This window comes from Carboxydothermus islandicus, from assembly GCF_001950325.1.
GTDB classification, from domain to species: Bacteria; Bacillota; Z-2901; order Carboxydothermales; family Carboxydothermaceae; genus Carboxydothermus; species Carboxydothermus islandicus.
In genome coordinates this window covers 1-14,288 of sequence record NZ_BDJL01000009.1, presented here as the reverse complement: position 1 = coordinate 14,288, position 14,288 = coordinate 1, and the positions used below count along the sequence as shown (strand labels likewise).

The 14,288-nt window shown below is 43.0% G+C and carries 12 protein-coding genes; 11 read left to right on the top strand and 1 reads right to left on the bottom strand.

Translation table 11 applies throughout. From position 1 onward, the window contains the following. Positions 1-315: 315 nt before the first annotated feature. Genes ciss_RS02595 through argH form a run of 4 tightly spaced genes read left to right on the top strand, consistent with a single transcriptional unit; the run spans position 316 to position 5,116 of the window. Positions 316-1,512 (top strand): acetylornithine transaminase, encoded by a 1,197-nt coding sequence (locus tag ciss_RS02595; protein ID WP_075864761.1) that lies wholly within the window; start codon positions 316-318, stop codon positions 1,510-1,512. Beyond that, the gene (gene argF / locus ciss_RS02590) at positions 1,499-2,476 is read left to right on the top strand and encodes an ornithine carbamoyltransferase (protein ID WP_439951260.1); all 978 of its coding nucleotides are present in this window, start codon (positions 1,499-1,501) and stop codon (positions 2,474-2,476) included. The genes ciss_RS02595 and argF overlap by 14 nt, the downstream gene beginning before the upstream one ends. A 45-nt stretch (positions 2,477-2,521) precedes the next feature. After that, on the top strand, positions 2,522-3,727 hold the full coding sequence (locus ciss_RS02585; RefSeq protein WP_088775852.1) for an argininosuccinate synthase: 1,206 nt from the start codon (positions 2,522-2,524) through the stop codon (positions 3,725-3,727). A 15-nt stretch (positions 3,728-3,742) separates the two neighbouring features. Then, positions 3,743-5,116: an argininosuccinate lyase gene (gene argH, locus ciss_RS02580; RefSeq protein WP_075864758.1), complete on the top strand. Its 1,374-nt coding sequence runs from the start codon at positions 3,743-3,745 to the stop codon at positions 5,114-5,116. A gap of 52 nt (positions 5,117-5,168) precedes the next feature. Here the strand turns inward: argH and ciss_RS02575 are convergent, their stop codons facing one another. Next, positions 5,169-5,960: a hypothetical protein gene (locus ciss_RS02575; protein ID WP_075864757.1), complete on the bottom strand. Its 792-nt coding sequence runs from the start codon at positions 5,958-5,960 to the stop codon at positions 5,169-5,171. Between the two features lie 146 nt (positions 5,961-6,106). Here ciss_RS02575 and ciss_RS02570 point away from each other — a divergent pair, with 146 nt between their 5' ends. The 7 genes from ciss_RS02570 to ciss_RS02540 all read left to right on the top strand — a co-directional run. Continuing rightward, positions 6,107-9,439: an efflux RND transporter permease subunit gene (locus tag ciss_RS02570; RefSeq protein WP_075864756.1), complete on the top strand. Its 3,333-nt coding sequence runs from the start codon at positions 6,107-6,109 to the stop codon at positions 9,437-9,439. Positions 9,440-9,512: 73 nt separating this feature from the next. Beyond that, positions 9,513-9,917, top strand: coding sequence for a YckD family protein (locus tag ciss_RS02565; protein ID WP_075864755.1), 405 nt, complete (start codon positions 9,513-9,515; stop codon positions 9,915-9,917). 450 nt (positions 9,918-10,367) lie between these two features. Next, positions 10,368-11,159: an enoyl-CoA hydratase/isomerase family protein gene (locus tag ciss_RS02560; RefSeq protein ID WP_075864754.1), complete on the top strand. Its 792-nt coding sequence runs from the start codon at positions 10,368-10,370 to the stop codon at positions 11,157-11,159. A 4-nt stretch (positions 11,160-11,163) separates the two neighbouring features. Then, complete coding sequence (locus ciss_RS02555; RefSeq protein WP_075864753.1) at positions 11,164-12,003, top strand: hypothetical protein; 840 nt, start codon at positions 11,164-11,166, stop codon at positions 12,001-12,003. Positions 12,004-12,020: 17 nt separating this feature from the next. Next, positions 12,021-12,929 carry a LysO family transporter gene (locus ciss_RS02550; RefSeq protein WP_075864752.1) on the top strand — a complete coding sequence of 303 codons (909 nt, stop codon included), beginning with the start codon at positions 12,021-12,023 and terminating at the stop codon, positions 12,927-12,929. 174 nt (positions 12,930-13,103) lie between these two features. Further along, entirely contained in the window at positions 13,104-13,946 is an 843-nt protein-coding gene (locus ciss_RS02545; RefSeq protein WP_075864751.1) for a hypothetical protein, read from the top strand. Positions 13,947-14,087: 141 nt separating this feature from the next. After that, positions 14,088-14,288: SSO2105 N-terminal domain-containing protein (locus ciss_RS02540; protein ID WP_501161876.1), on the top strand; the 201-nt coding region annotated here is incomplete at its 3' end.

The window sequence follows — 14,288 nt, the reverse complement described above, 5'->3', positions numbered from 1 at the left end:
GAAGGAATGAAGGTACTGCGGTAAAGGGGAAAACCTTACCGTACAAACCGTGGCGAGTTTTGCGGGTAGCCCTCCTGACCGGAGCTCTCCTTGACAGGCCATTATATCGTGACCTGTCACTGCTGAAGAGAATACTTGTCAGTGGTATGGGAGAAGGTGGCTGAAAAGCTGCGGTGAGTTCCTGCTTCTTGGGGCAGGGGCTATGGCTGTTCCGAATACCGCCAGTTGGGGCTGGGACAGTCTGAAAGGCGGACAACAAATACCCCAACCTTCTAAACTGATGCAGTTTTGCACAGTTTGGATGACCAGGGTGCTATGGAGCAAAAAGAAGTCATCGAAAAAGAAAATAAATACTTAATGCAAACATACCGGCGAAAGCAGGTTTATTTAGTTTCCGGAAAAGGGTCATACGTTTACGATGATGCGGGAAATAAATACTTGGATTTGGTTGCGGGCATTGCGGTAAATACCCTGGGTTATGCTCATCCCAAGTTAACGGCAGCGGTCGAAACGGCGGTTAAAACTTTACACCATACCAGCAACTTATTTTACACCCGGCCCCAGGTGGAATTAGCCGAAAAGCTTATGAAAAACTCTCCCTTTGGCCGGGTATTTTTTGCCAATTCCGGGGCGGAAGCGGTAGAGGGAGCCATAAAGCTTGCCCGCAAATACTGGTGGCAAAAAGGGGAAGAAAAATACGAAATTATTACTGCAGTTAACTCTTTCCATGGAAGAACTATGGGAGCCCTTTCGGCTACCGGCCAGGAAAAATACCAGAAACCTTTTCGCCCTCTGGTGCCCGGTTTTGTTCACGTGCCCTATAATGATTTGGATGCCCTGGAAAAAGCTCTAACTTCCAAAACTGCAGCGGTTATTTTAGAGCCGGTGCAGGGGGAGTCGGGAGTATACCCGGCTGACCCCGCGTATTTACAAGAAGTAGCAGAACTCTGCCGGGAAAAAAATATTTTGCTTATCTTTGATGAAGTCCAGACAGGAATTGGCCGGACTGGTAAGCTGTTTGCTTTTGAGCACTTCGGGGTGGTGCCGGATATTATTACATTAGCCAAAGGCCTTGCCGGAGGGGTACCCATTGGAGCGGTGTTGGCCAAAGAAGAAGTGGCCAAGGCTTTTGAGCCGGGAGACCACGCTTCCACCTTCGGGGGAAATCCTTTAGCCTGTACCGCAGCTTTGGCAGTCCTTGAAGAAGTTTTAGTGCCGGGGTTTTTAGAAGAGGTTTTGGATAAAGGTAAGCTATTTTCTAGCCTTTTAGCGGATGCGCCGGGGATCAAAGAAGTGCGGGGATACGGGCTGATGCTGGGAATTGAGCTGAATTTCCCTGGAGCAGGCCGGGTTTCTGAAATACTTTTAGGCAAGGGAGTGTTAATAAATAACATTGGTGAGTGGATTTTAAGGGTTGTACCTCCTTTAATTATAACCCGGGAAGAAATCCGGGAAGCTTCCGAAAAAATTTTGCTGGCCATAAAGGAGGCGGGCGTAGATGGAGCTTTATGATTTTGCCTTTGCTGAGAAATTAGAAAAAATGATAGCATCCTACCGGGGACGGGATTTTCTTTCCATGAACGATTTAACCGGGGAGGAGATAGAGGAAGTATTGGATTTAGCTTCGGAATTAAAAATCCGGCAGAAAAAGGGAATTCCCACCCCTATTTTAAAAGGGAAAACCCTGGCGATGATTTTTAGTAAAAATTCCACCCGGACCAGGGTTTCCTTTGAAGTGGGTATGGTGCAGTTAGGGGGATATCCTCTTTTTATAACCGCTGGTGACTCGCAACTAAGCCGGGGTGAACCGATTGCCGATACTGCCCGGGTTTTATCCCGGATGGTGGACGGTATCATGATTCGAACCTACAGCCATAGTGAAGTAGAAGAACTGGCTCATTATGCCGATGTGCCGGTTATTAACGGTCTTACCGATTACGAACATCCCTGTCAAATCATGGCGGATCTGATGACAATTAAAGAACATAAGGGGCAGTTAAAAGGCTTAAAGGTGGCCTGGGTAGGGGATGGCAACAACGTCTGCCATTCGTTAATGATTGGTGCAGCCAAGGTAGGTATGGAGGTGGCCGTGGCAACCCCACCGGGATATGAACCGGATGAAAAAGTAAGTTTAATTGCCCAAAAGGAAACCAGCAGGTGGGGAACAAAGTTATTATTAACCCACGACCCGGTGGCAGCGGTTACCGGTGCCGATGTGGTGGTAACCGATGTTTGGGCTTCCATGGGACAGGAGGCGGAAAGTGCTGAGCGGGTTAAAGTCTTTCAACCCTATCAGGTGAACGGTGAACTGGTAAGTTATGCCAAGGAGGACTTTATCTTCCTTCACTGCCTGCCTGCCCACCGGGGGGAAGAAGTGACTTCCGAGGTGATCGATGGTGAACATTCGGTGGTTTTTGATGAGGCGGAAAACCGGCTGCACGCCCAGAAGGCTATCTTGACTTTACTCTTAGGATAATTTAGGATTTAATAAATGTATAAAGAGACAGTAGGAGGCATAGATATGGCGGAAAAAGTTGTTTTGGCTTATTCCGGTGGTTTGGATACCTCAATTATCATTCCCTGGCTAAAAGAAAATTACGGTTACGAAGTCATTGCCATGGTGGCCGATGTGGGCCAGGGGGAAGAATTAGAACCTTTAAGGGAAAAGGCGATTAAAAGCGGCGCTGCGAAAATATATATTGAAGATGTTAAGGAAGAGTTTGTCCGGGATTTTGTTTTTCCCATGCTGAAAGCAGGAGCGGTATACGAAAATAAATACCTTCTGGGAACTTCGGTCGCCCGCCCGCTTATTGCCAAAAAGCTCGTGGAAATAGCGGAAAAGGAAGGAGCAGTGGCGGTAGCGCACGGGGCAACCGGTAAGGGAAACGACCAGGTACGTTTTGAACTTACCGTTAAAGCGTTAAATCCGGATTTAAAAATCATCGCTCCCTGGCGGGAGTGGGAGATAAAATCCCGGGAAGATGCCATTGATTATGCCGAAAAGAGAGGGATTCCGGTACCGGTTACCAAAAGCCGTCCTTACAGCATGGATAGAAACCTCTGGCATCTTTCCCACGAAGGGGGTATTTTAGAAGACCCGGCCGTTGAACCGCCGGAAGATGTGCTCCTACTTACCAGCCCTCCGGAAAAAGCACCGGACCAGCCGGAGTATGTAGAAATAGAGTTTGTTAAAGGGGAACCGGTAGCGGTAAACGGGGAAAAACTTTCGCCGGTGGAATTAATTTTTAAGCTTAATGAGCTTGGCGGCAAGCACGGAATTGGCATTGCCGACATGGTGGAAAACCGTTTGGTGGGTATGAAATCCCGGGGAGTATACGAAACTCCCGGAGGGACCATTTTAACCTTTGCCCACCGGGAGTTAGAGAGCTTAACTTTAGACCGGCAGACCATGCACTTTAAACAGATGGTAGCCTTGAAATATGCCGAACTTATTTACGATGGCTTATGGTTTACGCCCCTAAGGGAAGCTTTAGCAGCTTTTGTGGAAAAAACCCAGGAAACGGTAACCGGAAAAGTAAAATTAAAACTTTACAAAGGTAATATTTACCCGGCCGGGATAACTTCTCCTTACTCCCTTTATGTCAAGGATTTAGCAACCTTTGGCGAAGATAACCTCTATAACCAGAAAGACGCGGAAGGATTTATCAATTTATTTGGCCTTCCCCTTAAAGTGCGGGCTATGACCCAGAAACCATATAAAAAGTAGGTAAAGGAGAGGAAAATGAAGCTCTGGGGTGGACGTTTTGAAAAGGATACCGACCGGGAAATGCAGGATTTTCATGCCTCAATCCACTTTGACTGGCGGCTATACGAAGAAGATATCAGGGGGAGCATTGCCCATGTGACGATGCTGGCCCGGCAGGGGATAATCACCAATGAGGAAAAAGAAAAAATTATTGGGGCACTTACCGAAATTTTAGAGGAGATAAAAGCCGGTAAGGTAGATTTTTCTCCTGAAGCCGAAGACATTCACCTGAATATTGAAACGCTGTTAATTAAGAAAATCGGGGACGTGGCGAAAAAAGTCCACACCGGTCGTAGCCGTAACGACCAGGTGGCTTTAGACACCCGGCTTTATGTAAAAAAAGAAGGTACGGCTATTATTGCTCTTATAAAAGAGCTCCAGGAAACTTTAATTAATCTGGCCGAAGGGCATTTAAACACTATCATGCCCGGTTATACTCACCTGCAGCGGGCGCAGCCGGTGACCCTGGCCCATCACCTTTTGGCGTATTTCTGGATGTTTGACCGGGATCGAAGCCGTTTTTACGATTGCTTAAAAAGGGCCGACAAGTCGCCGCTGGGAGCCGGAGCGCTGGCCGGTACTACCTTGCCTTTAGACCGGGAGCTTGTTTCCGAACTTTTAGGCTTTAGTGGTGTCTGTGAAAACAGTCTCGATGCGGTATCGGACCGGGACTATATCTTAGAATTTCTCTTTGCGGCTTCCACTACGATGATGCATTTAAGCCGCTTTTCCGAAGAAATTGTTCTTTGGAATAGCAAGGAATTTTCCTTTGTGGAAATTGATGACCGCTATGCTACCGGCTCTTCGATGATGCCCCAGAAGAAAAATCCCGATGCGGCCGAACTTATCAGGGGTAAAACGGGCAGGGTTTATGGCAACCTGATGGCGGTATTAACGATGATGAAGGGGTTGCCCTTAGCTTATAACAAGGATATGCAGGAAGATAAGGAGCCGCTTTTTGATACCGTTGATACCTTAAAGGGAAGCTTGAGGGTTTTTACCGGAATGCTGAAAACAATTAAATTTAACCGGGAGGCTATGTATAAGGCGGCTTTAAAAGGATTTCTTAATGCTACCGACTTGGCGGAGTACCTGGTGGAAAAAGGAGTGCCTTTTAGAGAAGCTCACAGGATTACTGGAGAATTAGTGTTAAAAGCCGAAAAAAGCGGAAGGGAACTTTTGGAGCTTTTCCTGGATGAACTTAAGGAGATGTCGCCATTAATCGAGGAAGATATTTACGAAAAGCTGAAAATTGAAAATGTCTTAGCCAAACGAAAGCTTCCCGGGGGACCTGCCCCTCAGGCGGTAATTGAACAATTAAGATATGCCCGGGAGGCATTAGCAAAATAACCACCCGCACGGGTGGTTTTTTCTTTGGCAATTTAAAGACCGAAGGGGGCTTCTAAAAGTTTTTGCGCTTTAGGATGTGGCATTCCACGAGAAAGTGATTTCCCGGTATTTCCCAGTGCCAGTATGTAGGTGGAACAAAATCTTCTAAAGGGGATTCTTCAATTAATTGATCGTAGAGCCTGGAAGTTCTACGAATATAAAGTCTGGGCCATTTAACTGCTTCTTCCGGGGGGTAATCGTTTAGCGGATGGTCAACGGTAAAAATTGCTCGACCGTCATCCTTTAAAAGCCGGGAAATTAACTTTAGATGTTGACGAAAAAGACGGTCTCTTAAGAATTCCAATAAATCATGGATGGAATAAAAGCCGGCCATGAAATCGGCTGCTTTTAAGGGATAAATTATCTGGGTAATAACACCGGCGGATACAACCAGGTCAAAATTTTGTTCAAACCCTTCGGGGAGTTTTGGATTATCGTTTACCGCTTTTAAGGCATTTAGGAGTGTGTCCAGGGAAGTATCCCGGATTACCAGTTGAATATTGGCTAAAATACCGGTTAAATCAAATTCTAAAATTTTAATTTTTTCCGGGTGAAGGGGTTTTTGCCTTTGTAATCCCAGTTCCATTGCCATTACGTCAATATCGAGAAGAAAAATTTGGTCAAAATTTTTACTGAGCTCGTTTAAATCTATGTCATTGCAATTTCCCGCACCCAGGATAATAGCCCGTCCGGAAGATTTTGCCTTTAAGATTTCGGTCATTAGTTTTTCCCGGTGGGGAGCATATTCGTTAAAAAAGTTTCGCGTATCTTCGTTGGCAATTTCTTGAAGTTTTTTATAAAACATTTGCCCTCACCTTATAAATGTAGAAACTTACAAAAATATTTTATATTTTTTTATTGGATTTTGGCAAAGATTATTTTTGTTAAAATAAAAAGGGACAAGTATGTTAAATTCAATATAAGAATAATTTTAGATTGGGAGGTTTTATTATGAACTTTTTAACCCGTTATTCCCTGCGAAATCCTGCGGTGATATTTTTAGCCATTGTTTTAATTGTTGCCGGTGGTTACTATTCGGTTCAGCAGATGAAATTTGAAGACATGCCGGATATTGAAGTACCGTTTATCTGGATGACTGTAAATTATCCCGGTGCAACTCCGGCGGAAGTTTCCAAAGAAATTACCGAACCTTTAGAAAAAGCACTGTATGGAATTCAGGGCTTAAAAAATATCACAAGTTATGCTAATCCCAGTTACGGGGTAGTTATCTTAGAATTTGATTATGACGCGAAAATGGATAAAGCCTGGCAGGAAGTGTCTTCAGCTATAGCAAAAGTAGATTTACCCCAAAATGCCGGGAAAATTGAGCTTCATAAAGCGAGTGTAAATAGTCCGGATATTCTCTTGTTTGCGGTGGAAGGACCGGGAAGTGCTGAAGAAATTGCCCAATACGTTAACGATAAAGTAAAGCCGAAACTTTCTGCCATTGCCGGGGTAGAGGAGGTTAAAGTTTTAGGGGGACGGGAAAGAAAGATTTTTATAAAGTTAAATCAGGATAAGTTAAAGCAATACCAGCTTACTCCTGATACAGTTATCAATACCTTAAAGGCTGCAAATTTTTCTATACCTGCTGGAGAAATTACCATTAAGGATAAGCTTTTACCGGTAGAAGTAGAAAAAGAAATAAAAAGTTTGGATGAAATTCGCAATTTACGGCTAATTACCGTAGATTCCAGTAAAGTTTTAAAAGAAGCTTTTACTGAAGTGGGTAAAAGCTTTAATGAGGTGGGTTTAGCCATTGGAAAAATTGGGGAAGGGTTAACGATTACCCAAACCCAAATCCAGTTGTTGTCGGGTATTCAGGCGCTGGAAGCGCAAATTGCTGCCGACCAGGAAGCTCTTTTGAATTTGACCCAAGAGGGTGCCGGTCCCGAATTAATTATACCCTTGCAGCAAAAGATTGCTGCCGAAAAGCAAAAGCTCGGCGAGTTGCTGCAAAAGCTTTCGCAAATTAATGAAGAGGTCTTAAAAAGTAAACCGGTCTCCGGGAACGGTAGTAGCTCCCGCCAGAACAGCCTCAGTACCAAGCCGGAGTTAAAAGTGATAACTCTGGGTGATGTGGCTGAAGTAAGTGAGGGGTACGAAACAAAAACTACTGTAGTGCGGGCCAACGGCCATCCGGGAGTAGTGGTAGCCCTTTCGAGGCAGACAGGAGCAAATGTAGTGGAAGTTTCCGATAAAGCAAAAGAAATTATTAAGAACCTGAAGCTTCCCCAAGGTTACCGCTTTACTGTTTTGTATGACCTGGCAGACCCGGTGAAAAAATCCGTTTATTCTATGCTCCGGGAAGCTTTAGTGGGGGCGCTGTTTGCTGTTTTGGTAATTTTTATTTTCCTTAGAAGTTTTAGAGCTACAGTCGTGGCTATTACGGCTATACCTTTGTCAATTTTTGCATCGTTTATAATTTTAAAATACTTAAATTACACTATTAACATTATGACCTTAGCCGGGATGGCGGTAGCTGTTGGCCGGGTGGTAGATGACAGCATTGTGGTGATTGAAAATATCTACCGGAGACTTGCGGGAAGTAATAATGAAAATGTGGTGGAAGAGGCAACGGGAGAAGTGGCCAATGCTATTACTTCTTCAACCATTACTACCATTGCGGTTTTTGGCCCCTTGGCCATGGTTTCGGGGGTGGTTGGGAAAATTTTCGTACCTTTTGCGGTGACGATAGTGGTAGCTCTTTCCTTTTCTCTTTTGGTGGCGGTAACGGTTGTGCCATTAACCGGTAAACTGCTTTTCAGGAAGAATATTCCGGGTGAAGAAAAGGAAGGAATTATTAAAAGGGGGTATAAAAGGCTCCTGCACTGGGCTTTAAAACATAAGGTAGCTGTATTGATGTTGGCAACGCTGGCTTTAGTTGGAAGCGTTGTAACTTTAGGTGAAATTGGAACAAACTTTTTGCCTCAAGACAAAGCGCGTATTTATCAAGCCAAGATTGCCATGCCGATAGGAGCTTCCCTGGAGTATACCGATAAAGCGGTGCGGGAGGCAGAGAAAATTTTGGCAGCGGAGAAAGGAGTCAGGGCTTTTCAAGCAACCATCCATAAAAACGGTAGTGCCGATGTTTTGGTGGTTATAGACAATAAAGTTAAAGATCCCAACAGTCTTGCTGATAGAATTGCTAAACGGCTTAAAAAAATCAGCGGACCTAAGGACGTAAGTTGGCAGCCTTTAGGTACTCCCGGGGGCAATCCAATGCTGCAGGTGGTAGTAAACGGTGATGATTTTGCCAGAGTAAAAGAAGGGGGAATGCTTATTGCTGAAGCTCTAAAAAGTTTGCCGGGGCTTGCTAATGTAAGTTCAAATATTGAAGATGTAAAGCCGCAAATTTTAGTTAAAGTGGACGAAGTCAAAGCTTCCCGCAAGGGACTTACTCCCATTATGGTAGCAAGTAGTTTAAGGGCCATCTTAACCGGAGAAGCGGTGGCTCGCATTGATTATCAGGGGAAACCTACCGACCTTGTGGTGGAGTTAAAAGGTGGTTCTTTAAGTAGTATTGAAGATGTTAAAAACATTGAACTTCTCGGAGTAACAGGCGAAAAGGTTAAATTAGGAGAAATTGCCGAAGTTAAGAATCAACCGGGTCCGACTTCGCTGCAGCGGCGAAATTTAGAGCCTTTTGTTACCGTTTCCGGTTTGATTACCGATCCCAATAGCGGCAAGGTTTCGGAAGAGGCACAAAAGAAAATTTCTGCAATAAAACTTCCGGAAGGGGTTACTTACCGTTTTGAAGGTAATACCCAGATGATGGCTGAAGGTTTTGCGGATATGAAAAGAGCTATGTTAGTGGCGGTGGGACTTGTTTTTACCGTGATGGTAGGAAGCTTTGGCAACATAAAAGCACCACTTTCTATCTTATTTTCCTTGCCGCTGGCGGTAATTGGAGCTATTTTAGGGCTTTTTATCAGCGGTGAGGAGCTCGGTATGCCGGCGTTAATTGGGGGGTTAATGTTGATTGGGATTGTGGTAACCAATGCCATTGTCCTTGTAGACCGGGTTGAGAAGCAAATTGCCCGGGGAATGACTTTAGACGAAGCCTTAATTGAAGCGGGAGCAACCAGGCTTAGACCGATAGTGATGACCGCAGCGACGACCATTTTTGCTCTCCTACCTATGGCTCTTTTCCCTGCAGAAGGGGCGTTGATTTCCCGGCAAATGGCAGTGGTGGTAATTGGGGGGCTTCTTACCTCGACCTTATTAACTTTAATTGTAGTACCGGTGGTTTACCGTTTGTTTTGCTCTGTAACAAAATCGTAACAAATTCGGCACGCTTTGCTAAAGATTTGGTGATAAATTAAGAAGCAGAAAATAAGAAACGGGAGGTGGAACAATGAACAAAAAACTTCTGGTAGGCTTAATCGCAGTTTTACTGCTGGCAGTTACCGTTCCGGCAATTGCTGCTGTTACCAATCCGCAGTTAGAGGAGCTTAAAGGATTGTACCGGCAAATGGCTGAAATTCAGAAAAAGATGGTGGATGTGCGGGTGAAAGCGGGTCTTCTCACCAAAGAGCAGGGTGAAGTGATTAAACAGAACATCGATGCCAGATTGGACTACCTTGAGAAAAATCCTGATGCTCTTACTCCCGGACCGGGTGCAGGCTACGGCCTTGGCCCTGGAGCTGTCTGCCCTAACGCTTTAGCTGGATATGGCGGCTGCGGATTTGGAGGCGGCTTTGGCGGATGCGGGTTTGGCGGCGGTGTTTATGCTCCAGCTACCCCTCCGACAACCAATTAGTTTATCAGGTAAAGAGCTTTCCTGAAGGGAAGGCTCTTTTTTTTATGCTTAATAAAAAACCCGCCAATTTTGGCGGGAAGATTCGGGTTGTGTACATTAAGAAAAAGAAACGTTAAACTAAGGAAGTCTGCAGCGCATATTGTATACCAAAAACATCATAAATACCAGAGGATTTTGGTAAAATTTTTGTTAAAGTACGCTGAAAAGCAGGGGCAAGCGCAAAAGTTTTAATGGTTTTTATTTATCAGGGCAAGAATTTCATAATAAAAAATTGTCATCGGGAGCACCTCCTGCTCTAAGTATATTGTATACAAAAAATCACTCAAAAACAAGTGCTCGCATTCACAAAAAATGTTAAGGAAAAGTTAAAAGTTTTACCTAAAAAGTTTGAAAATTATTCACAAACCCCTTATAATAATGAGAAAAATATAAGCAAAGGGGAATGAGGAAGTGGGCCACACGGTACTTTTTGAACAAAACGGCAAAGTGGGGATAATAACCTTAAACCGTCCGGATGTTGTCAATGCGGTTAATGAAGAAATGCAGGTGGAATTGGCCGAAATTCTCCTTCAGGTTAAAAATAACGAAAATATACGAGCGGTGGTCTTAACCGGTGCCGGCCCAGGTTTTTGTGCCGGTGGCGATGTGAAAAGGATGCTTTCTAACTTTGCCAAAACGCCAGCGGACCAGCGGGTTACTTTAATGGAAAACTTGGTCCACAACTGGCTTACCCTTCTTATTAATATGGAGAAGCCGGTAATATCGGCAGTTCATGGCTATGCCGTAGGTGCAGGACTTAGTATAGCTCTTGCCACCGATATTATTGTAGCTGCCCGGTCCACGATTTTTTCCATGGCTTTTTCCCAGGTGGGGCTTTTGCCGGATTTATCGGGGCTGTTTTTCTTAGCCCGGACTCTGGGGGTACACCGGGCGAAAGAGCTAATCTTTACTGCCGAACGGTTTTCGGCGGAAAAAGCCTATGAATTAGGGCTTGTAAACCGGGTGGTGGATGATGACCTTTATTTGGATGAGGCGATGAATTTAGCAAAGCAGTTAGCGGAAGGCCCTACCCGGGCCTACGGCTATGCAAAAAAGCTTTTACATTTAGCACCGTCCTTGGACTTAAACACCTTTTTTGAATACGAGCGGCTTTATCAGTCTTTAGTGGCGGAAACCGAAGACTTTCGGGAAGGGGTTAATGCCTTTATTGAAAAAAGACCTCCGAAATTTAAGGGGAGGTAGTTAAGTGAAAAAAGGCTTTTTAATAATTATTTTTCTCCTTTTTCTTTTCGGCTGCAGCCAGCAAAAAATCGAATATAACCCCAGCCTCTCGCTGGGAGAAACTTCAATTATTAGAAATTATTTTGAAAAAGCAGGCTTTCGGGACGATTTACCGGGGGAAGAATATAAAAAATTTGCGGCTATATATCCATTTGGGCGGGAGAGTAAAGGCGATACCACTATTTACTACCTCTGGGTACTGGGGGAATCTTATTCAATAACCAACGGCCATTTTCAACCTGAAGGCGGTATGAGCGTGCCGGTTAAACTTACCATGAAAAAGGATCGGGTAGTGAAAGTTGAAGTACCGGGAGATGGAAACCTGTATGTAAAAGATATCAACCGTCTTTTTCCTAAAAAAATAGCGAGAGAAATTTTTCGGGCCTATGATACCGGGGTGGTTAAAAAGTTAATAGAAGAAAATCACCGGCGTGCACAGGAGTATTTTCAGCGAAAAAACAGCAACTTTGTACCGGAAAAATATTTTAAGCTTAATTTAAAAGATATTGAAAAAAGCAATTTTATTGAGCTTGGGTACGCCGATTCCCAAAAGATTATAACAAAAGACCTGGAAAAGTTGATTTTAGCCTATAATAAAGCTTCATGGACATTAGGTATACCGGGAGAGGCGGATTTTGAAGTTTTTTTAAAGCTTAAAGATAATACGGAAATAGTTTTCTGGAAACAGCAGAATTTAAATAAAGCTTTTGTGGCAATACAGCGGGGAGGCTTCAGGAATTTATATTTTACTACCGATAAGGAATTTATCAAGACCTTGGAAAGCATGGCAGAAAAATATCTATAAGGGCAGGGGATTAGGCATTGTTTTATATTGCTTTACCGCTTGTTTTATTCTCTCTGGGTTTTGTTCTGGGTTATTTTAAGTGGTCGTACTTTTTAAACCGTATTTTTATAAAAATGTTTAGTCTTTCTTTATTTGTCCTTCTTTTTGTGATTGGAGCAAAACTTGCCACCAACCAGGAAGTTTTAAAAAACATAATGGTTCTTGGACTTAAAAGTTTTGGGATTATGCTTTTTGCGGCTTTGGGGAGTATGCTTTTTATCTACCTTTTTGAAAGAAAAGCTCAGGTAGAAGGAGTGGAAGAAAATCTTTCTGAGAACCACGATGACCTTAAATTTGTAGGCTTTCTTGTTTTAACGGTGGTTTTAGGAGGAGTAGTGGGGGCGTATCTATTACCGGAAAAATTTCTTAACCTGAGTGACAGTATCATTACCTTTGCCCTTGCTTTTTTGTACCTGGGAACCGGGGTTAGCTTTGGCGGGGACCGGGAACTCATAAAAAGGGTTCGCGAAAAAGGGGTAAAAATTATTTCCTTTCCTCTATTAGCTCTTTTAGGAAGTATTGCTGGGGGAGTGGCTTTTGCCCTGATATTTAAGATAAATCCAGGAATCGCGGTTTCCTCGGCAGCGGGGATGGGGTTTTACAGCGTAACTACCGCCCTTTTAGCCAAAAACCTGGGGATTGAAGCCGGAACGATTGGGTTTTTAGCCAATGTACTAAGAGAATTATTTACCATCCTTTTAACCCCTTTCTTAGCTCGTCTTTTCCCTTATTTTCCTCTATCGGTGGCTGGAGCTACTTCCATGGATACCACCTTGGGAGTAATTACCCGGGTCCAGGGGCCCTATTACGGGGCTATCGCCCTTTTGTCAGGGACGGTATTAACAATAATTGTGCCAATAATCCTGCCTTTTTTAACCCTGCTTTAAATTTTACCTTCAAAAGGGGTTTATTAAGAACTTTAGAGAAATGATTGCCGCAGGGGAATCGTTAGAAATCATTTCAATTGAAGGATTTAACGACTTTATGCCCGTAGGAGTGACTGTTCTTATCACTTATTTTTGGTAAAGTGGTGAAAAAATATTTACCGGGGATAAGGAGAAATGAGGCGAAAGTTTTTTGATAAAAAAGTTTTGTTGGCCCTTGGGTTTACATTAACGGTGATAAGCTTAATATTATTAATTTTAAATTTTTTGGGCCGGCCTTTAAACTCCGCCGAAATTATTCTCAGACAAAAAGAAGTAAATTTTCCTGCTGAGGTTAATGTCTACCGCTTTCAAAATAATAAGGTAGATAAAACAAAAGCTCTAAAACTTGCCGGAATTTTTGGTTTAGAAAACCCCGAAATTCAAGATGAAGAGGATAGGTTTATTCTAAAAGACAAAAATAAAATTCTAACTATTGAAAAGAAAACTGGTTTTTTTAGCTTTGTATCTGAAAATAAACCGCTTTTAAACCCCAAACATATCCCGCCGACAGAAAAAGCTGTTTCCCTTGCCCGAAACTTTTTAACCCAAAACAACTTACTACCGGAACGTTTTAAACAAGTAAAAGTTACTGAAGAAAAAGCGGAAAATGTTATTGCCCGGAATGTTTGGTTTTACCCGGTAGTCGATAACTTGCCGGTATATGGTGTTTCCAGGATTGGAGTGAGGATAGGAGAAAACGGTGAAATTATGGCAGTAGATAAATACTACCGCGACTTTACTTTTTACCGCAAACAAAAAATAAAGCCTTTTAGAAATGCTTTAGAACAACTAAGAAAAGGTCAAATTATTGGTGATTTGCCGGCATCTTTAAAGAAAATTTATATTGAAAAAGTAAGTTTAGGCTACTATGAAGATGAAAGACAAAAATTTCTTATTCCCGTTTATGTAGTAGTAGGCGAGGCTCAGGATGCAAGGGGGCAATTAAGTAAGTTTGAAGTTTTTTTGCCATTAATTTGATTTAACTTGTTGGTAAAGCAGTGCAAACTAAAAAATCGGAGGAGGATTAAGCAGTTGAGCTAAACAATGCAAAATAGTGCAATAACAACTGTTTTGCAATAAATAAATCTAATTGCACAAAATTGAAAGGCAGCGATGGTAATGAAACAAATCATAACAATACAGGCAAGGTTATTTCCAAAGAAAGAAGAAAAAGAATGTTTAGACAACCTGATGCGAAACTGGAACTCCTGCAAAAGATATGCCTATAACCGCCTGCTTGAAGGAAAAACCCGAAAAGAACTTAAGAAAGAACTGCAAAGTTTCTTTAAATTGAATTCCAGATATGTAGACGATGCTATA

Bases quoted from the DNA above. Each gene is read 5' to 3' on its own strand.
- ciss_RS02575 (WP_075864757.1), bottom strand. From the start codon at position 5,960: ATGTTTTATAAAAAACTTCAAGAAATTGCCAACGAAGATACGCGAAAC.
- ciss_RS02565 (WP_075864755.1), top strand. From the start codon at position 9,513: ATGAACAAAAAACTTCTGGTAGGCTTAATCGCAGTTTTACTGCTGGCA.
- argH (WP_075864758.1), top strand. From the start codon at position 3,743: ATGAAGCTCTGGGGTGGACGTTTTGAAAAGGATACCGACCGGGAAATG.
- argF (WP_439951260.1), top strand. From the start codon at position 1,499: ATGGAGCTTTATGATTTTGCCTTTGCTGAGAAATTAGAAAAAATGATA.
- ciss_RS02595 (WP_075864761.1), top strand. From the start codon at position 316: ATGGAGCAAAAAGAAGTCATCGAAAAAGAAAATAAATACTTAATGCAA.
- ciss_RS02585 (WP_088775852.1), top strand. From the start codon at position 2,522: ATGGCGGAAAAAGTTGTTTTGGCTTATTCCGGTGGTTTGGATACCTCA.
- ciss_RS02570 (WP_075864756.1), top strand. From the start codon at position 6,107: ATGAACTTTTTAACCCGTTATTCCCTGCGAAATCCTGCGGTGATATTT.
- ciss_RS02545 (WP_075864751.1), top strand. From the start codon at position 13,104: ATGAGGCGAAAGTTTTTTGATAAAAAAGTTTTGTTGGCCCTTGGGTTT.